At 67.8% G+C, this 17,962-nt stretch carries 16 protein-coding genes; 10 read left to right on the forward strand and 6 right to left on the reverse strand.

Going from position 1 to position 17,962, the window contains the following annotated elements; genetic code table 11:
- Positions 1-7 precede the first annotated feature (7 nt).
- The 10 genes from DBY63_RS01555 to DBY63_RS01600 all read left to right on the forward strand — a co-directional run bounded on the left by DBY63_RS01555 (position 8) and on the right by DBY63_RS01600 (position 10,438).
- On the forward strand, positions 8-787 hold the full coding sequence (locus tag DBY63_RS01555; protein ID WP_007159020.1) for a hypothetical protein: 780 nt from the start codon (positions 8-10) through the stop codon (positions 785-787).
- Between the two features lie 145 nt (positions 788-932).
- Positions 933-3,317 carry a penicillin acylase family protein gene (locus DBY63_RS01560; RefSeq protein ID WP_108581112.1) on the forward strand — a complete coding sequence of 795 codons (2,385 nt, stop codon included), beginning with the start codon at positions 933-935 and terminating at the stop codon, positions 3,315-3,317.
- A 244-nt stretch (positions 3,318-3,561) separates the two neighbouring features.
- A complete protein-coding gene (locus tag DBY63_RS01565) occupies positions 3,562-4,758 on the forward strand; it encodes a CmpA/NrtA family ABC transporter substrate-binding protein (RefSeq protein WP_108581113.1) in 1,197 nt (398 codons plus the stop codon).
- Between the two features lie 11 nt (positions 4,759-4,769).
- On the forward strand, positions 4,770-5,342 hold the full coding sequence (locus DBY63_RS01570; RefSeq protein ID WP_027599890.1) for an ANTAR domain-containing protein: 573 nt from the start codon (positions 4,770-4,772) through the stop codon (positions 5,340-5,342).
- 98 nt (positions 5,343-5,440) lie between these two features.
- Positions 5,441-5,764: a TM2 domain-containing protein gene (locus tag DBY63_RS01575; protein ID WP_037006984.1), complete on the forward strand. Its 324-nt coding sequence runs from the start codon at positions 5,441-5,443 to the stop codon at positions 5,762-5,764.
- Positions 5,765-5,910: 146 nt separating this feature from the next.
- The gene (gene alaC / locus DBY63_RS01580) at positions 5,911-7,152 is read left to right on the forward strand and encodes an alanine transaminase (RefSeq protein WP_007159024.1); all 1,242 of its coding nucleotides are present in this window, start codon (positions 5,911-5,913) and stop codon (positions 7,150-7,152) included.
- 94 nt (positions 7,153-7,246) lie between these two features.
- Positions 7,247-7,441: a hypothetical protein gene (locus DBY63_RS01585; RefSeq protein WP_007159025.1), complete on the forward strand. Its 195-nt coding sequence runs from the start codon at positions 7,247-7,249 to the stop codon at positions 7,439-7,441.
- Positions 7,441-8,196: a hypothetical protein gene (locus DBY63_RS01590; protein ID WP_027599892.1), complete on the forward strand. Its 756-nt coding sequence runs from the start codon at positions 7,441-7,443 to the stop codon at positions 8,194-8,196. The genes DBY63_RS01585 and DBY63_RS01590 overlap by 1 nt, the downstream gene beginning before the upstream one ends.
- A 123-nt stretch (positions 8,197-8,319) precedes the next feature.
- Positions 8,320-8,838, forward strand: coding sequence for a DUF4142 domain-containing protein (locus DBY63_RS01595; protein ID WP_108581114.1), 519 nt, complete (start codon positions 8,320-8,322; stop codon positions 8,836-8,838).
- A 388-nt stretch (positions 8,839-9,226) separates the two neighbouring features.
- A complete protein-coding gene (locus DBY63_RS01600; protein WP_027599894.1) occupies positions 9,227-10,438 on the forward strand; it encodes a nitrate/nitrite transporter in 1,212 nt (403 codons plus the stop codon).
- A gap of 35 nt (positions 10,439-10,473) precedes the next feature.
- Here the strand turns inward: DBY63_RS01600 and DBY63_RS01605 are convergent, their stop codons facing one another.
- The 6 genes from DBY63_RS01605 to DBY63_RS01630 are packed head-to-tail and all read right to left on the reverse strand — an operon-like array spanning position 10,474 to position 17,884.
- On the reverse strand, positions 10,474-11,046 hold the full coding sequence (locus DBY63_RS01605; protein ID WP_081347956.1) for a GNAT family N-acetyltransferase: 573 nt from the start codon (positions 11,044-11,046) through the stop codon (positions 10,474-10,476).
- The gene (locus DBY63_RS01610) at positions 11,043-11,579 is read right to left on the reverse strand and encodes a GNAT family N-acetyltransferase (protein ID WP_077172466.1); all 537 of its coding nucleotides are present in this window, start codon (positions 11,577-11,579) and stop codon (positions 11,043-11,045) included. The genes DBY63_RS01605 and DBY63_RS01610 overlap by 4 nt, the downstream gene beginning before the upstream one ends.
- A complete protein-coding gene (locus DBY63_RS01615; protein ID WP_108581115.1) occupies positions 11,576-13,228 on the reverse strand; it encodes a dipeptide ABC transporter ATP-binding protein in 1,653 nt (550 codons plus the stop codon). Before DBY63_RS01615 ends, DBY63_RS01610 begins: the two co-directional genes overlap by 4 nt.
- Positions 13,225-14,682, reverse strand: a complete 1,458-nt coding sequence (locus DBY63_RS01620; RefSeq protein WP_108581116.1) for an ABC transporter permease — start codon at positions 14,680-14,682, stop codon at positions 13,225-13,227. The genes DBY63_RS01615 and DBY63_RS01620 overlap by 4 nt, the downstream gene beginning before the upstream one ends.
- A 5-nt stretch (positions 14,683-14,687) precedes the next feature.
- Positions 14,688-15,665 (reverse strand): ABC transporter permease, encoded by a 978-nt coding sequence (locus DBY63_RS01625; protein WP_108581117.1) that lies wholly within the window; start codon positions 15,663-15,665, stop codon positions 14,688-14,690.
- On the reverse strand, positions 15,662-17,884 hold the full coding sequence (locus tag DBY63_RS01630; protein WP_108581118.1) for an ABC transporter substrate-binding protein: 2,223 nt from the start codon (positions 17,882-17,884) through the stop codon (positions 15,662-15,664). The genes DBY63_RS01625 and DBY63_RS01630 overlap by 4 nt, the downstream gene beginning before the upstream one ends.
- Between the last annotated feature and the right edge of the window lie 78 nt (positions 17,885-17,962).

The raw sequence follows: 17,962 nt of genomic DNA on the forward strand, positions 1-17,962 counted from the left end.
CCCGTCCGTGGACACCCCCGATCACGCATCACCGGCCGTCGAGGCCGCACCCAACGAGCCCCACCCCTGGGCCAGCCTGCCGCCGGAGCGCTTTCAGCTGCTGCGGCTGATGCCGCAGCCGGCGGATCGCCGGGTCGGCGCGCGCCCACTGCGCTTCGTGCAACTCGGCCTGGTCGAGCGCCATGGCGACGAGGAAAGCCTGCTGCGGCTGACGGTGCAGATTCCCGGTCAGCTGCTGCACCGCGAGGTGAACGTGCTGGAGGTCTGGGTCGACCATCGCCAAGGCGAAATCCGCCTCGGCCCGGAGCGCGGTCTGCAGATCGAGCCGGAAGAACGCGGCCTGGGACGCTTTCTACTGGCGCGGGCGGCCGCCTGGGCACGCCTGCGCTGGAGCCACTACCGGGTGCAGGACCTGCCCCTGGCGCGCCGCGACGCCCTCGACGAAGACAGCCGCAAGCGCCGCGACCACGTGCTCGGCGCCCAGGGCTTCACCGTCGAGACGGCGGCGGATGACGAGCGTCAGCAGCTCTGCCGGGCCGCCCGGGTCAGCCAGCTGCGCGAGGACTGGAATGCCGACAAGGTGCAGCTGCTGTCGCTGCTGGACGGTGCCACCCTGCTGGAGCAGTGCGACCGGGTGATCGACGAGCGCGATGCCAGTCTGCGCCAGCTGGAGGACCGCATCGCCCTCTATCGCCGCGATGACATCTCGCTGCGCTTCGCCATCGGCTGCCTGGCGGTGTTCTGCCTGTTCCAGGCCGCGCTGCTGATCTGGATGGCGCTGCGCTGAGCGGTCTGGTGCCGCGCCAGGCACCCTTGCCGACGACCTGTCGGCAGCGCCCAGGCGCCACCCCTCGCCCGAGGCTTGCTCCCCCGCCGGACCCTGCTAACGTAGCCACCCGTTCGCATCCATCCGCCCGGAGTGTCCGCTGTTCATGGTCTCGCCTCTCCTGTTTCGCCCGCGCGCGCCCCTGCGTCTCGCTACCCTCGGCCTGCTGACCGCCCTCGCCGGCTGCCAGTACCTCGGCGAAGAGCAGCCGACCCGCAGCCAGCCGCAACTCAAGGGCAGCCTGCCGCTGCGCGGCCTGGCGCAGACCGCCTCGGTGCGCCGCAATGCCGACGGCCAGCCGCTGATCGAGACCACCACCTTTCACGATGCCCTGTTCGCCCTCGGCTACGTCCATGCCAGCGAACGCCTGGCGCAGATGGTCGAGCTGCGCCTGCTGGCCCAGGGTCGGCTGGCCGAGGCCTACGGCGAAAGCCGCCTGGACAGCGACAGGTTCATGCGCGCGGTGGACCTGCGCAAGGCCGCCCAGGTGGCCTACGGCAACGCCTCGCCACGGATGAAGGCCTTCTTCGAGGTCTATGCCCGGGGGGTCAACGCCTATCTCTATCGCGCTGGCGAACGGGTCCAGCTGGATGGCCACGACTACCGCGCCGAATACTGGAAAGCCGAAGACAGCGCCCTGCTCTTCGAACTGCTCAACTTCGCCCAGGCGGTGGACCTGCGCAAGGAAACCGCGGCGCTGGCCCTAGCCGCCCAGGTCGGTCCCGAGCGCCTGGCATGGCTCCTGCCCACCTACCCGGACGAACCCCTGCCGGACGAGGAGACCGCCAAGCTGCGCGGCCTGAATCTGCGCGGCCAGCTGCCAGGGCTCGAAGCCCTGCTGCAGGTCCAGCGGCAACTGGCGGAGCAGGCGCCCTTCGGCGGCCCTACCGGTACAGCCTGGGCGGCCACCCCGGGGCATACCCGCAGCGGCCGCAGCCTGCTCGCGGTGGACAAGGTCAGTGCCGTCGGCCGGTCGCCCTTTACCCTGGTGACCCTGAGGGCGCCACGCTTCGAGGCCGTGGGTACCACCCTGCCCGGCCTGCCGCTGCTGCTCGACGGCTACAACGGCAAACTGGCCTGGGGCGCCGCGACCCTGATGGGCGACAGCCAGGACCTCTACCTCGAACGCCTGCAACGCCAGGGCGGTCGCCTGCAGGTGCAGAGCGGCGGTCAGTGGCAGCCGGCCGGCGAGCGGGTGGAGACCTTTTTCGTCCGCGGTGAAAAGCCGCGGCGCGAGACCCTCTATACCAGTCCCCGCGGTCCGCTGCTGAATCTGGCCCTGGCGCCGGACGCCAACGGCTACGGCTACGGCCTGGCCCTGCGCAGCAGTCGCCTGGAAGCCGACAAGAGCCTGGACGCCCTTTTCGACCTCTCCCGCGGCAAGGATGTGGAGCGCGCCTTCGAACTGGCTCGCGACCTGCGCGCCAGCGACTGGAATCTGGTGTTCGCCGATGCCGAGCACATCGGCTGGCAGGTGACCGGGCGCTATCCCAACCGCCGCAGCGGCCTGGGTCTACTGCCCTCGCCCGGCTGGGACGAGCGCTACGCCTGGGATGGCTACGCCGATCCCATGCTGCACCCCTATGACCAGGATCCGGCCCAGGGCTGGCTGGGCGCCGCCAACCAGCGCGTGGTACCGCGTGGCTACGGCATGCAGCTGTCCAGCAACTGGTCGGGCCCCGAGCGTCAGGAGCGCCTGGCGCAACTCGCCGGCCGCTCGGCGCGCCTCGATGGCCGCGACGCCATGGCCCTGCAGCAGGACCAGACCACCACCCTGGCCGCCAAACTCAAGACCCAGCTCGACTCCCCCGGCTTCGCCGCGCCGCTGCGCCAGGCCATCGCCGCCCTCTCGGCGGGCCAGCGCCCGCAGGCGGAAGAGGCCCTGCGGCGTCTGCAGGGCTTCGACGGCCGCCTGGCCGCCGGCTCCGGTGACGCGGCGCTCTACGAAGCCTTTCTCCAGGCCCTGGCCGAACAGACCTTCGCCGACGAGCTGGGTGGCACCAGGAGTCCGGCCTGGCAGGCCTTCACCACCCTCAGCGACACCGGCTACAACGCCATCGTCGATCATCTTCTGGCGCGTGACGACAGTCCCTACTGGGATGACGTCAGCACCGCCGCCCACGAAGACAAGCCGGCGATCTTCGCCCGCGCCCTGGCCGCGGCCGTCGCCACCTGCGAAACCCGGCTGGGTAGCGATCGCACCAGCTGGCAATGGGGCCGCCTGCACCGCCAGGATGGCAACGCCTATGGTGGCGACGGCTCGACCCTGGACCTGACCGCCAGTCACTGGGGCAGCAATGACCGGGTCTGGCTGGCGCCGGCGCTGCGCCTGGTGGTGGACTTCGGCCTGGCCGAACCGCTGCAGGCGAGCCAGCTCGGCACCCCGGGCAAGGGCTGGACCCACGGGCACTACCAGAGCCTGCCGCTGCAGCCGCAGAATCTGGAGCGCGTCTATGGGCGCGACCGCCTGCTGCTGATTCCGCAGAAGTAGTCCCACCGCCGGCAACCCGCGACTTGGCGCGGGTTTTGCCCCGTTTCTGCCAGACCTCAGCCGGCGTCGCCCTCGTTCGCCGCGCCGCGGACCGCTGCAAAGGCGCTGTCCCGCAGGCGCCCTGGCAATGAAAGCGCCCGTTGATGGTGCCGCGTCTGTCACCATAATGGTGCAGGCCCTAGTCGAGACGCCCATAGCGGTGCACAGAGAGGCGCCCTGGCGTTTGTCAGTTGCCGGAGACACCATGCCTGCCCAGCCTTCCCCCCACGCCGCGCACCTCTGGGTCGCGGGTTCGGATGCCCCGGAAAAGCCGGAGCTCAACCTGGGCTTCCTGCCCCTGAGCGATGCCGCCTCGATGATCGTGGCGGCGACCCAGGGCTTTGGCGAACCCCATGGCCTGACGCTCAATCTGCACCGCCAGCCCTCCTGGTCGGCGCTGCGCGACAACCTGCTCAACGGCCAGCTCGACGCCGCGCACTGCCTCTACGGCCTGGTCTATGGCGCCCATCTCGGCCTGGGCGGCGCGCCCGCCACGCCGATGGCAGTGCTCATGAGCCTGGCGCAGAACGGTCAGAGCCTCAATCTGGCGCGTAGCCTCACCCGGGAAGGCGTCCGGGACACGGCCTCCCTGGTGGAGCGGATCCGCCAGCCAGACGCCAGACCGCTGACCCTGGCGCACACCTTTCCCACCGGCACCCATATCTTCTGGCTCTACTACTGGCTGGCGGCCCAGGGCATCCATCCCCTGCAGGACGTGCGCACCGCGCTGGTGCCGCCACCGCAGATGCCCGAGCACCTGGCCGCCGGCCGGGTCGACGGCTTCTGCGTCGGCGAACCCTGGGGCGCCGCCGCCGTGGCGCGCGGCCAGGGCTTCACCCTGACCACCACCCAGGCGATCTGGCCGGACCACCCGGAAAAGGTGCTGGCCTGCACCGGCCACTTCGCCGAGCGCTATCCCAATACCGCGCGGGCGCTGATCCGCACCCTGCTCGACGCCAGTCGCTTCATCGAGGAAAGTCGCGAGAATCGCCTGGGCACCGCCCAGCTGATCAGTGGCGCCGACTACGTGGACACCGACGCGGCGCTGCTCACCCAGCGCTTTCTCGGTCACTACGAGGACGGCCTCGATGGCCACTGGGAAGACCAGCACCCCCTGGCCTTCCATCGCCAGGGCGCGGTCAATCCACCCTATCTCTCCGATGGCCTCTGGTTTCTGACCCAGTTCCGCCGCTGGGGCCTGTTGCGCGAGGAGCCGGACTACCTGGCCATCGCCGAGGCCGTGCAGTGCACCGAGTTGTACCGGCAGGCCGCCACCGACCTGGGGCTGGCGGTACCGCCGACCCGGCGCAGCAGCACCCTGTTCGACGGTCGCACCTGGGACGGCAGCGACCCGGCCGGGTATGCCCGCAGCTTCGCCATCCACGCGCTCAGCGACTGCTAGGGAGAACGACCTTGCGCATCCTGCTCATCGACGACACCCCCAAGCAGGTCGGCCGTCTCAAGGCCGCGCTGATCGAAGCCGGTTTCGAGGTCATCGAGGAATCCGGCCTGACCATCGACCTGCCCGCGCGCATCGAGGCCCTGCGGCCGGACGTCATCCTGTTCGACACCCAGTCACCCGGGCGCGACGTCATGGAACAGGTCTGCCTGGTCACCCGCGACCGGCCGCGCCCCATCGTCATGTTCACCGACGAGCACGACCCGGCGGTGATGCGCCGGGCCATCCAGTCCGGCGTCAGCGCCTATATCGTCGAAGGCATCCAGACCAGTCGCCTACAGGCCATCATCGATGTGGCCCGCGCCCGTTTCGAGACCGACCAGGCCCTGCGCGCCGAACTCCAGGCCCGCGAGCAGCAGCTGTTGGAGCGCAAGAAGGTCGACCAGGCCAAGGGGCTGCTGATGAAGATGCGGGGCTGCAGCGAAGACGAGGCCTATACCCTGATGCGCCGCCAGGCCATGAGCAAGCAGCAGAAGCTGATCCAGGTGGCCGACCAGATCATCGCCATGAGCGAATTGCTCGGCTGAACCGGCGCCAGGAGCCTGCCACGGGAAATGGTCTGGCTCCGCTTTGTGTGGCACTATCCGCGCCCCCTGGATATTCACCCTCGAAAAGGACGTCTGTCATGAGCTCATTGCAAGCCGAAATGCTGGTCGAACAAAAGGTCGCCAACGCGCGCAAATCCACCGGCGCCGCCTACCTGATCTGGTTCTTTCTCGGCATGCTCGGCGGTCATCGCTTCTACCTCGGCCGCACCGGTACCGCCGCCATCATGCTGGTGCTCTCGCTGCTCGGCTGGGTCACCTTCTTCATTCCCTGGATCATCCTGGGGATCTGGTGCCTGATCGATGCCTTCCTCATCCCCGGCATGATTCAGCAGCACCAGGACAAGGCGCGCCAGCAGGCGCGACTGGAAGTGGCGGCGCTGCAGGCCGGTCACGCGCTCTGATCCGCACCGGAGCGCCTCGCCGGCGGCGCCCCGCTGATTTTTTCCTCGACAAGCGCAGCGACCTGCGGCTACTGTCCGCTGCAGGTCACCTCCTGTGACCCACGTCGCTCGGACGGTTCCGGGCGCTTACGTACTTCGAGGAACGCATGACTGATTCCAGTCCCGTGCGCCGCTTTGCGCGCATCGATCGCCTGCCCCCCTACGTCTTCAACATCACCGCCGAACTCAAGATGGCCGCGCGCCGTCGCGGTGAGGACATCATCGACCTGTCCATGGGCAATCCCGACGGGGCGACTCCGCCGCACATCGTCGAGAAGCTCTGCCAGGTCGCCCAGCGCGAAGACACCCACGGCTACTCCAGCTCCAAGGGCATTCCGCGCCTGAGACGCGCCATCTCCCACTGGTACCGCGATCGCTACCAGGTGGAGATCGATGCCGACAGCGAAGCCATCGTCACCATCGGCTCCAAGGAAGGCCTGGCGCACCTGATGCTGGCCACCCTGGATGCCGGCGACACCGTGCTGGTGCCCAATCCGAGTTATCCGATCCACATCTACGGCGCGGTGATCGCCGGCGCCCAGGTGCGCTCGGTACCCCTGGTGCAGGGCATGGACTTCTTCGCCGAACTGGAGCGGGCCATCCGCGAAAGCATTCCCAAGCCGAAGATGATGATCCTCGGCTTCCCCTCCAACCCCACCGCCCAGTGCGTGGAGCTGGATTTCTTCGAGCGCGTGGTGGAACTGGCCAAGCGCTACAACGTGTTGGTGGTGCACGACCTAGCCTATGCCGACATCGTCTTCGACGGCTGGCAGGCGCCCTCCATCATGCAGGTGCCCGGCGCCAAGGACATCGCGGTGGAATTCTTCACCCTATCCAAGAGCTACAACATGGCCGGCTGGCGGATCGGCTTCATGGTCGGCAATCCCGAGCTGGTCGCCGCCCTGGCGCGGATCAAGAGCTATCACGACTACGGCACCTTCACCCCGCTGCAGGTGGCGGCCATCGCCGCCCTGGAAGGCGACCAGCAGTGCGTGCGCGACATCGCCCAGCAATACCAGCAGCGCCGCGACGTGCTGGTGCGCGGCCTGCACGAAGCCGGCTGGATGGTGGAGAACCCCAAGGCATCGATGTACGTCTGGGCCAAGATTCCCGAGCCCTATGCCCACCTGGGTTCGCTGGAATTCGCCAAGAAGCTGCTGGCCGAGGCCAAGGTCTGCGTCTCGCCGGGACTGGGCTTCGGTGACTATGGCGACGATCATGTGCGCTTCGCCCTGATCGAGAACCAGGACCGCATCCGCCAGGCGGTGCGCGGCATCAAGCAGATGTTCCGCGCCGACGGCCTGCTGCCCAAGGCGGCCGCGCGCAAATCCGGCGTCGAGCCGGCCTGAGTCTTCGCCGCGCCTTCGACCGGCGGCGCGGCGAATTCTTGTCAGTCCGGGCGTTCCAAGCTATAAGCCGCTAGTGACCTCCCGGGATATCGCCATGCTGAAAGGCCTGTTCAATCTGCTCAAATCGCCCTCCGCGGACGATCTCAAGCTGGCCGCGAGCATCAACAACTCCTACAAGTCCATGCGCGTGGTCGGTCGCGGTACCCTGCGCATCGATCCGGCGGAGATCTTCGACTCCCCCGAATTCAAGGAAGACCTGGACCGCGCCCGGCGGCTCATCAACCGCTGATGTTCCTGCTGCTGCTCCTGCCGATCCTGGTCAGCGGTTTTCTCGTCTGCCACAAGCATCCGCTGTACTTCTACCGCCTGCATCGCTACGAGGGCCAGTACCTCTATCTGCAGAGCGCGCGCTTCGGCCTGTTCTGCACCCTGCTCGCCGTGATCCTGCACCTGGGCGTCGCCCAAATCGTGCAGGGGCGCAGCTGGTCCTGGGGTGAGCGGACTTTTTCCCTCGACTACTTCGCCGGTCTCGCCGAGCTGCTGCGCCGCACCGGCACCCTGGAAGATCCGCTGCAGGCCGCCTGGATCCTGCTGGTGACGGTGACCGCCCTGCTGATTCCCACGGCCTGGGCCACGCTGGCGCGCTGGACCATCAAGCGCAAGTACGGCCTGAGCGAGGACAATTACCGCACCTTCATCCTCGCCGGCATCCTCAAGGACAGTCCGCTGGACGATCTGCTGATGACCGCCTCCATCAACAAGGAGACGCTGATGCTGACCCTGGAGGAGCGCAAGGTGTACGTCGGCCGCATCACCACCCTGGGCGAACCGAGCGAAACGGAAGGCGCCGACCAGGACGTCTGCATCAAGCCGATCATGAGCGGCTACCGGGACAAGGACAAACTCTGGGTGACCTTCACCACCCACTATGCGGACAAGGGCAAGGACATCTACCTGACCCTGAAACAGAGCCAGATCGTCTCGGCAACACGCTTCGATTTCGACGCCTATGAAGCGTTTCGCTCAAGCGTAAGCCGCGCCTGATCTGGCTTCGCGCACTTTCTTCAGGGAACGTATGACTTTTTGGGCAGGTCCCATTTGCAGGCGCGTTCACCGCACAGCGGTGAGCCCCTTCCCTTACTGCCCAAGAAAATCAGGAGCACGTCCATGACGCCCATGCTGAAGAAAGCCTCCAGCCTGTCCCTCGCCATCCTGCTGGCTGCCGGTGCCGGCCTGGCCCAGGCCGCCGACAAGCTGTCTCCGGCCGAATTCGTCGACGACGCCTCGGCCAAGGGCATCGCCGAGATCGAAGCGGCCAAACTGGCCCTGGACAAGAGCAAGTCCCAGGACATCAAGACCTTCGCCCAGAGCATGATCGACGACCACACCAAGGCCAACGAGCAGCTCAAGAGCCTGGCCCAGGAGAAGAAGCTGAAAGTCTCCACCGACGCCGAGCTGATGGACAAGGCCAAGGCCATGATCCTGCAGGTGCGTGACGACTCCTTCGACCGCTCCTATGCCAACAACCAGGTCGTGGCCCACGAGCAGACCATCGAGATCTTCCGCAACGAAGCCAAGACCGGCGATGACGCCGCGCTCAAGGCCTTCGCCGAGAAGACCCTGCCGAAGCTGGAGCACCACCTCCAGGAAGCCAAGGCGCTGCAGACCAAGTACGCGAAGCAATAGCGTCATCCCAATAGAAAAGGCCGTGGCGAGTGATCGTCACGGCCTTTTCTTGCAGCCTATCGCGGCCATGGGCCGCTACCGTACCTGTAGGAGCGGCCCATGGCCGCGATCCGAACCCGGCCCGCACTACTTCGTAAGCGCCAACAAGGGGCAACCCGCCGTGACGGCGCTCAATTCTTGTGCAGCGCCTTGACCGATTCAGACGCTACCAATATCGCGATCCCCAGCTAACACTGGGCTCACTCAACTTGGCTTCGCTCTTGCAAAGACCTCGGCAGGGGTGGCCAACGGCGGTCACCCAACCGACAAAGGCGTCAGTTCACCTCCCGGCAACGGGCAAGGGTGACTGGCGCCTTTTTCATGCCCGTGACGTGCCCGAGGTGCCTCCATGAGTCCCAGTTTCTGGAAAGCCGGCCATGCGCCGACCCTGTTCGCCGCCTTCCTCTACTTCGACCTGAGCTTCATGGTCTGGTACGTGCTCGGTCCCATGGCCGTGCAGATCGCCACCGACCTGCAGCTGACCACCCAGCAGCGCAGCATGATGGTGGCCACGCCCATTCTCGCCGGTGCCGTCCTGCGTCTGATCCTGGGCTTCGTCGCCGATCGGCTGTCACCCAAGACCGCCGGCATCATCGGCCAGGTGGTGGTGATCCTGGCGCTGCTGGTGGCCTGGCAGCACGGTGTGCACAGTTATGAGCAGACCCTGGTGCTGGGCCTGTTCCTCGGCTTCGCCGGTGCTTCCTTCGCCGTCGCCCTGCCGCTGGCCTCCCAGTGGTATCCGCCGCAGCACCAGGGCAAGGCCCTGGGCATCGCCGGCGCCGGCAACTCCGGCACGGTGTTCGCCGCCCTCTTCGCCCCGGCGCTGGCCAAGGCCTTTGGCTGGACCAACGTATTCGGCTTCGCGCTGATCCCGTTGATCCTGACCCTGGTGGTCTTCGTGCTCTGCGCCCGCAACGCCCCGGAACGGCCGGCGCCCAAGAAGCTGGTGGACTACGGTCGTGCGCTGAACGACAAGGACAGCTGGTGGTTCATGTTCTTCTACAGCGTGACCTTTGGCGGCTTCCTCGGCCTTGCCAGCACCCTGCCCGGCTACTTCCATGACCAGTACAGCCTGGAGCCGGTGGTGGCCGGCTACTACACCGCCGCCTGCGTCTTCGGCGGCAGCCTGATGCGGCCCCTGGGCGGTGCCCTGGCCGACCGCATCGGCGGGATCCGCGCGCTGCTCGGCATGTATACCGTGGCGGCCATCTGCATCGCCGCCGTGGGCTTCCACCTGCCCAGCGCCATGGCGGCCCTGGCGCTGTTCGTGGTGGCCATGCTCAGCCTGGGCGCCGGCAACGGCGCGGTGTTCCAGCTGGTGCCCCAGCGCTTCCGCAAGGAAATCGGCGTCATGACCGGGCTGATCGGCATGGCGGGCGGCATCGGCGGCTTCGCCCTCACCGCCGGCCTGGGCGCGGTCAAGCAGGCTACCGGCGACTATCAACTGGGCCTCTGGCTGTTCGCCGCCCTCGGCGTGCTCGCCTGGTTCGGCCTGCTCAGCGTCAAGCGCCGCTGGCGCACCACCTGGGGCTCGGCTGCCGTTACCGCAGCGCGGGTCTGAGGGAAGTCCGGCGGCCAGGGGCCGCCGGTTTTCATTCAGGGGGCGGAACGCACATAGCTGGTCAGCACGTGATCCCGCCAGACCCCGTCGATCTCCAGATAGCGCCGTGCCAGGCCCTCGCGCTCGAAGCCGAGCTGGGTCAGCAGATGGGCGCTGCGGACGTTCTCCGGCAGATGGTTGGCCATGATCCGATTCAGGCCCAGCTCGGCGATGACGAAGTCCCGCCCCAGGCGTACGGCCTGGCGCATCAGCCCCCGCCCCTGCCAGGCCGCATCCAGGCCGTAGCCCAGGTAGCAGGCCTGGAAACCCCCTCGAACTATCTGGCTGAAATTCACCGTGCCTATGACCAGCGGGCCCGCTCGCAGCACCAGGCGCAACTCGCTCAGACCCGGTCCTCCGGCGCGGTAGGCGGCCGCCTGCCCCTGCCATTGCGCCAGGGTATAGAAGGCGTCGGAGCGCCGCGGCATCGACAGCGCCAGGTGCTGGCGATTGCGTCGGTAGTAGTCGGCCACCGCGGCGGGATCGGCCAGGGTCAGGTCGATCAGTTCCACCGCCTCGGTCACGGCGAAGCGCGGTGGATACTGCAGCGGAACGCTCAGGGCGGTCATGGCCGCACCTGCGGCGGCAATTCATAGACCCAGGTGGCGCAGCGCTGTCCGTCCGGACCTTCCCGATCGTTTTCCAGCACCCGGACGCGCCGGAAACCGACCCGTTCGGCAAGGCGCTGGCTGGCGTCGTTGGCGGCCGAGGTGGTGAGAAAGAACCCGGCCGTACCCCGCTGCTCGACGAAGTAGCGCAGTGCGGCGGTCATCAGGCCCTGCCCGGTATGCAGGCTGTGCAGCCAGTAGCCGATCTCGAAGCGCCGCCCGCCGTCCAGTGGCGTGAGCCCAAGGCAGCCGAGCAGTTCGTCACCGCGCACCAGGAAGTAGCGTTTCTCGCCCTGGGCCAGGGTAAAGGCGCCGCGAGCCGCGAGCAGGCTGTCGCGGGCCTGGGCGACGCTGGTCTGTTCGCGCGCCCAGCCAAGGAAGCGGCGGTGCTCGGCATAGCTCCAGTTCAGGGCGTCGGCGAAGGCCGCGGCCAGGCGCGGTTGCGGCCACACCAGCTCGAAGTCGGCCAGGGCGATGCGCGGTGGAAAATTCATGGCGAGGTCCCGAATTCCAGGCGCGGCACGGCGGCCAGCAGGCGCTGGGTCATGGCGTGAGCGGGCGCGCGCAGCACCCGTTCGGCGCTGCCCTGTTCGACGATGCGACCGCCGTCCATGACCGCGATGCGATCGGCCAGGTACTCGACCACGCCAAAGTTGTGGGTGATGAACAGATAGGCCAGGCCGCGCTCCGCCTGAAGTTCGCGCAGGAGATCGAGGATCTGCGCCTGCACCGAGACGTCCAGCGCCGAGGTGGGTTCGTCGCATACCAGCACCCGCGGCTCGACGATCAGCGCCCGGGCGATGGCGATGCGCTGCCGCTGGCCGCCGGAGAATTCGTGGGGAAAGCGCTGCAGGGTGTCACCCGGCAGCCCGACCCGCTCCACCAGGGCGGCGGCCCGTCTCTGGCGCTCGGCGGCGTCCAGTTCCGGGCGCAGGGCCAGCAGCCCCTGCTCCAGGGTGGCAGCGATGCGCATGCGCGGATCCAGGGAGGCGAAGGGATCCTGGAAGACGATCTGGATCTGCCGGCGCAGCCGTTGCAGGGTGCGTCCATCGGCAGTGAGCAGCTCCGCGCCGCCCAGGCGGGCACTGCCGCCGATGCGCGGTCCGTCGAGCAGCCGCAGCAGGGCCTTGCCGGTGGTGGTCTTGCCGCACCCGGATTCGCCCAGCAAGGCCAGGGTCTCGCCGGCGTGCAGATCGAAGCTCACCCCGTCCACCGCCCTGACCCAGTCCCGCGTCCGACCCCAGGCCCCGCGGCGGAGCGGATAGTGCACGGCCAGGTCGCGCACCTCCAGCAAGCACTCGCCCGGCATTCGCGCGGGCAAGGTGCGGGGTACTCCTGCCAGGGTCTGGCCGCGCTTGGCGAAGGTGGGAATGGCGGCGAACAACTCGCGGGCATAGGGATGCCGGGGCGCCTGGAAGAATTCCGCCGCCGGCGCGCTCTCGACGATCTCGCCGTGGCGCATCAGGGCCACGTGATGGGCCACCTGGCGCACCACCGCCAGGTCGTGGGTGATCAGCAGGATGGCCATGCCCAGTTCGCGCTGGATGTCGGCCAGCAGCGCGAGGATCTGCGCCTGGACGGTGACGTCCAGCGCCGTGGTGGGCTCGTCGGCGATCAGCAGATCCGGCTCGGCGGCCAGCGCCAGGGCGATCATGATGCGCTGTTTCTGGCCACCGGAGAACTGGAAGGGGTAGTCGTCGATCCGTCGCTCCGGCTCGGAAATGCCCACCCGCCGCAGCCATTCCACCACCCGGGCGCGGGCGGCGGCGCCGCGCAGCGCGGTATGGGCGCGCAGGGTTTCCTCGATCTGCTCGCCGATGCGCATGACCGGATTCAGGCTGGTGGCGGGCTCCTGGAAGATGGTGCCGACGCGCCCGCCGCGCAATTCGCGCAGGCGGCCTTCCGGCAGTCGATGCAGGTCGGTGCCGGTCAGCAGCGCCGCGCCCCGGGCGATACCCAGCGAAGGCGGCAGCAGGCGCAACAGCGAGAGCGCGGTGACGCTCTTGCCGCTGCCCGATTCCCCGACCAGGGCAAAGGTCTCGCCGCGGGCGATGGCCAGGCTCAGGCCGCGCACCGCCTGGCGCGTGCCCTCCTCGCCGTCGACCAGGATCTCCAGGTCGCGGATCTCCAGCACCGGGGTCATGGCTGCACCTCGCCCTGGCCGGGAAGGCGCCTGAGCCAGGCGGATCTCAGCCGGCGACTGCGCGGATCGAAGGCGTCGCGCACGGCGTCGGCGAACAGGTTGGCCGCCAGCACCAGGGCCAGCATGAAGGCGAAGGCGCTGAACAGGTTCCACCAGATCATGGGGCTGCGGGACATCTCGGTGCGGGCGTCGTTGATCATGGAGCCGAAGGAATTCATGGTCGGATCGACACCGATGCCCAGGTAGGAGAGCACCGCCTCGTAGAGCACCAGGCTGGAAAATTCCAGGGTCAGGGTGATGAGCACCAGGTAGAAGACGTTGGGCAGCAGGTGCCGGCGCAGGATGGTGAAGTGGGAAACGCCGAAGGCCCGCGCCGCCTGCACGTATTCCAGCTCGCGCAGCTTGAGCGCCTCGGCGCGCAGCAGGCGGCAGAGGCCGGCCCAGCCGGTGAGGCCGAGGATCAGGCAGAGCATGAAGAGACGCAGGTCGGCGCGCGCCGCGCCGGTGTCGAACAGCTCCGGATGGCGGTCGATGAACACCTGCATCATCAGCACGCAGGCCGCCACCAGCAGTACCCCGGGAATGGAGGTCAGGGTGGTGTAGAGGTAGGTGATGACGTCGTCCACCCGGCCCTTGAAGTAACCGGCGGCCAGGCCGAAGACGATGGCCGGAGGCAGCATGGCCAGGGTGGTCAGGCTGCCGATGACGAAGGCGGTGCGGATGCTCTTGAGCGACTGGTAGAGGACGTCGTTGCCGGTGCCGTCGGTGCCCAGCACGTGGTAACCGCTGGCCAGGGCGATCACGCTGCCGGCCACCAGGCAGACGCCCAGCCAGGTCAGCAGGATGGCGCGCCAGGGCGTGGCGGTCTGCCCACGCAGGATGAGTCCGCAGCGGCTAGCGAAGCTCGCCGGCTCGCGCAGCCGCGCCGCGGCCAGGGCGGCAGTCGCCAGGGCCAGCGCCAGACCGCCGAGCAGGCCCAACGTCAACCGCTTGAGGACATCGCCCCGCCACTCGGTAGCGGGATCGCGCAACGTGGTGCCGGCATGCTTGAGGCGGGGGAAGTCCCGCAGCGGCGCGCCCTCGGCGCTGGTGCCCAGGGTTTCCTTGGTGAACTGGTGGGTGGCGAGCGGCGCCGAATAGGTCTTCTCGCGCTGGGTCAGGCTGGTCTCGGCCAGCAGGCCATCGAGGGCCGAGAGCACCGTGGGCGAGTAGATCGGCGCCGTGGCGCCAGGCGTGCCGGGCAACTGGGGCCGGTAGTGCAGTGAATCCAGCAGGGCGATGGCGACGAAGCTAGCCAGCACCACGGCCGCGCTCATCGCCGGGGCATCCTGCAATACCCGACGCCAACTGGCGCGCAGGGCCGGCTGGCGACGCGCGCGCCAGGCGTAGATCAGGCTACCGGCCACCAGCAGATAGAGGGAGAGGTCGGTCCAGAGCAAGACGAATTTCGGCATGGCGGCTACCTGAAGCGAACGCGCGGATCGGCGAGGGTGTAGGACAGGTCCGCCAGGATCAGGCCGACGATGTAGAGCACCGAACCCAGGAACACCATGGTGCGGACCACGGCGAAGTCCTGGCCGTTGATGGCGTCGATGGTGTAGCTGCCCAGGCCAGGAATGCCAAAGAAGGATTCGGCGATCAGGCTGCCCATGATCAACAGCGGAATGGCTGAGACCACCCCGGTGAGGATTGGCAGCGCCGCATTGCGCAGCACATGGCGCAGGAGCACCTGGCGCTCGGCCAGGCCCTTGGCGCGGGCGGTGCGCACATAGTCCTTGCCGATCTCTTCGAGAAACAGCGCGCGATAGAAGCGTGCCTGGCTGCCGAGACCGGATATCACCGCCACCAGCACCGGCAGGGCCAGGAAGCGCAACAGATTCCAGCCCTCTTCATAGCCCGAGAAGGGCACCAGGCGCAGGGTCTTCGCGAACAGCCACTGGCCGGCGATGATGTAGAACAGCGAGGAGATCGACAGCAGCACCACGCAGAGCACCACGCCCCAGAAGTCCAGCCGGCTGGCGCTAAAGAACACCAGCAGCAGGGCGAAGCCGACGCTGGCCGCTAGGCCGAGCACGAAGGTCGGCAGCGCCAGCGCCAGACTCGGGCCGGCGCGCTCGGCGATCTCCCGGCCGATGTCGCGGCCGCTGTCGGAGGTGCCGAAGTCGAACACCAGCAGACTGGCCGACCGTTCGAAGAAGAGCGTATCGGTCAGCTGCTCCATTCCTTCACGGGTGGTATTAATGAGCAGCGGCTTGTCGTAGCCGTGCTCCGCCTTCCAGTCCTCGATGGCTTCGGCGGTGACGTACTTGCCGCCGATGGCCAGGCGCGCCATGTCGTCCGGGGTGTTGACGGTAAAGAACAGCAGAAAGGTCAGCAGATTCACGCCGATCAGGATGAGCACGCCATAGGCCAGGCGTCGCAGCAGATAGCCGATCATGGCCGCCCCTCCCCGTGGCCGTCGCCAAAGGCGGTCTGGCGCTCACGCCGCCGGAGGCTGCGCCAGGCCGGCCAGATCAGCAGCAGCCCCAGCCCCAGCAGCAGCCACAGCGGCCAGAGCACCGGCCGGTTCCATTCCAGCACCTTGCGCTCGCGCAGCGCCGGGTCCAGGCGCAGATAGCGCAGCTGATCGCGCACCATCTGGGTCGGCTTGGCGTTGTAGACCCACTGCTGATAGGCCCCGGCCGACAGGGGATTCCAGCCGAACAGCCAGGGCGCGTCCTGCTGCACGAGGGCGACCATGCGCCGGATCAGGGCGACCTTTTCCGGTCCGTCATCGAGACTCTTCATCTGCTCGAACAGCCGGTCGTATTCGGCATTGCTGTAGTTGCCGGCATTCTCGCCACCGTGCTTGGCCTTGCCCTGGGGACCGTAGAAGAGGAACAGGAAGTTCTCGGCATCGGGATAGTCGGCGTTCCAGCCCCAGAAGAAGATCTGCGCCGCGCCCTTGCGCATCTTGTCCTGGAATCTGTTGTAGTCCGAGCCGCGCAGTTCCAGCTGGATGCCCAGCTTGGCGGTCTGCTGGCGCATCCAGTCGAACATGGCGCTGTCGCCGCTGGTCTGGGCGTCGTATTGCAGGATCAGCGGCCGCCCGCTGCTGGCGTCGCGGCCATCGGGATAGCCGGCTTCGGCCAGCAACTGTCGGGCCTCTTCGATGGGTCGCCGCTCGGGCTTGCCATCCACCATTCGATAGACCACCGGGTTGCTGCCGGCCGGCGGCGCTTCATAGCCCAGCACGCCCGGCGGCAGCGGGCCATTGGCGACCAGGCCGTTGCCGTTTAGAAAGACGGTGATGTAGCTCTCCCAGTCGAAGGCGATCGACAGTGCCTGGCGCAGCTTGCGATTGCGCACCTGCTGCTCGGGCGTTACGCCCTGCCCCACCACCGGATCCAGCCAGTTGAAACCCAGGTACCAGTTGGACGCCTCCACCGCGGTGGGCAACTTGAGGCCACGCTCGCGGTAGAGCTCGGCGGAATCGGCCGAATCACCGGCCTTGGTGCGCAGCGCCACGCCATATTCGCCGCGCTCGACCTGGGGGGTGTCGTAGTAGCCCTGGATGAACTTGCCCATCAGCGGCACCCCTTCCTTTTCCAGGCTGAACACCGCGCGGTCGATCAGCGGCATGGGCTTGCCGCAGTCGTCCAGCCGGCCCTGTTCGCGATCCCCGGGCTCCCTTTCGCAGGGATAGGGATCGGCGTGGTAGTTGGGATTGCGCTCCAGCACATGGCGGCGATTGGGGATGGACTCGGCCAGGCGATAGGGTCCGGTGCCCACCGGCCAGTTGTTGAAGCCGAGGTTGTGCTCGGCCATCCCCGGCTGGCTGTAGAAGCGATCCGCCTCCCAGGGCACCGGCGCGGCGAAGGTCATGGCCAGCCAGTAGTTGAACTGGGGGTACTTGCCGATCACCCGCAGCCGCAGGGTGTGGTCGTCCAGCACCTCGACCCCGGGCAGCTCGCCCTGGCGCAGGTCCAGCCAGGGCAGCGGCGCGCCCCTGGGCAGGCCGGCGCGCAGGGACTTGTCGGCGGCGCGCAGGCCGTCCCCGAAGGCCTGCATGCCGACCAGATGCTCGGCGAAGATGGCGTAGCTGGGCGAGACCAGCCGCGGACTGGCCAGGCGACGCAGGCCGTAGGCGTAGTCGGCGGCGGTCAGGGCGCGGCTGCCGGTCTCGGGAAAGTCGGGGATCTGGTAGCGATCGGCCAGGTCGGCGGGCTGGATCGGGAAGTAGCGGTAATGGCCCTGGGCATCGCGGGCGAAGGCCGGATGGGGCGCATAACGGGCGTCGCGGCGGATGGGGATGTCGTAGACGCTCTCGGCGATCTGCGCGGCCGGTGCGTCGTCCGGCAGGCGCCGGCCTTGGGCATCCAGGTAGTAAGGCGTGACCACCCGCTCGGCGCCGCGGGGGATCAGCTCGTAGGGCCGCTTGAAGTAGTGGTAGCCGTAGAGGGGTTCATAGATGTTGTAGGTGAAGTTGGTCTCGTCGCCGGAATAGGAACTGGCCGGATCGAGGTACTTCGGCGAGCGGGTGGTGAAGGCGGTATAGAGGGTATTCTGACCTTCGGCTCCGGCGCGGTAGGGGCTGTTGATCGGCGTATCGGGTGAACAGCCACCGAGCAGCGCCAGGGTCAGCAGTGCGAGGAGTTGTCTGGACAGTCTGGGCATTGCGTTCCTGCACCGAAAGGGACCTGAGGCGGCAGCGTCCGCCTAACCGGCTAAGCTTGAGCTATTTTCCCGCGAGGC

The organism is Pseudomonas sp. RIT411, assembly GCF_003057735.2.
Classification (GTDB): domain Bacteria; phylum Pseudomonadota; class Gammaproteobacteria; order Pseudomonadales; family Pseudomonadaceae; genus Chryseomonas; species Chryseomonas oryzihabitans.

What these genes read in the sequence shown, in the direction of transcription:
- DBY63_RS01560 (WP_108581112.1), top strand. Translation starts at nt 933, where the DNA reads ATGGTCTCGCCTCTCCTGTTTCGCCCGCGCGCGCCCCTGCGTCTCGCT.
- DBY63_RS01565 (WP_108581113.1), top strand. Translation starts at nt 3,562, where the DNA reads ATGCCTGCCCAGCCTTCCCCCCACGCCGCGCACCTCTGGGTCGCGGGT.
- DBY63_RS01575 (WP_037006984.1), top strand. Translation starts at nt 5,441, where the DNA reads ATGAGCTCATTGCAAGCCGAAATGCTGGTCGAACAAAAGGTCGCCAAC.
- alaC (WP_007159024.1), top strand. Translation starts at nt 5,911, where the DNA reads ATGACTGATTCCAGTCCCGTGCGCCGCTTTGCGCGCATCGATCGCCTG.
- DBY63_RS01585 (WP_007159025.1), top strand. Translation starts at nt 7,247, where the DNA reads ATGCTGAAAGGCCTGTTCAATCTGCTCAAATCGCCCTCCGCGGACGAT.
- DBY63_RS01590 (WP_027599892.1), top strand. Translation starts at nt 7,441, where the DNA reads ATGTTCCTGCTGCTGCTCCTGCCGATCCTGGTCAGCGGTTTTCTCGTC.
- DBY63_RS01595 (WP_108581114.1), top strand. Translation starts at nt 8,320, where the DNA reads ATGACGCCCATGCTGAAGAAAGCCTCCAGCCTGTCCCTCGCCATCCTG.
- DBY63_RS01600 (WP_027599894.1), top strand. Translation starts at nt 9,227, where the DNA reads ATGAGTCCCAGTTTCTGGAAAGCCGGCCATGCGCCGACCCTGTTCGCC.
- DBY63_RS01605 (WP_081347956.1), bottom strand. Translation starts at nt 11,046, where the DNA reads ATGACCGCCCTGAGCGTTCCGCTGCAGTATCCACCGCGCTTCGCCGTG.
- DBY63_RS01610 (WP_077172466.1), bottom strand. Translation starts at nt 11,579, where the DNA reads ATGAATTTTCCACCGCGCATCGCCCTGGCCGACTTCGAGCTGGTGTGG.
- DBY63_RS01615 (WP_108581115.1), bottom strand. Translation starts at nt 13,228, where the DNA reads ATGACCCCGGTGCTGGAGATCCGCGACCTGGAGATCCTGGTCGACGGC.
- DBY63_RS01620 (WP_108581116.1), bottom strand. Translation starts at nt 14,682, where the DNA reads ATGCCGAAATTCGTCTTGCTCTGGACCGACCTCTCCCTCTATCTGCTG.
- DBY63_RS01625 (WP_108581117.1), bottom strand. Translation starts at nt 15,665, where the DNA reads ATGATCGGCTATCTGCTGCGACGCCTGGCCTATGGCGTGCTCATCCTG.
- DBY63_RS01630 (WP_108581118.1), bottom strand. Translation starts at nt 17,884, where the DNA reads ATGCCCAGACTGTCCAGACAACTCCTCGCACTGCTGACCCTGGCGCTG.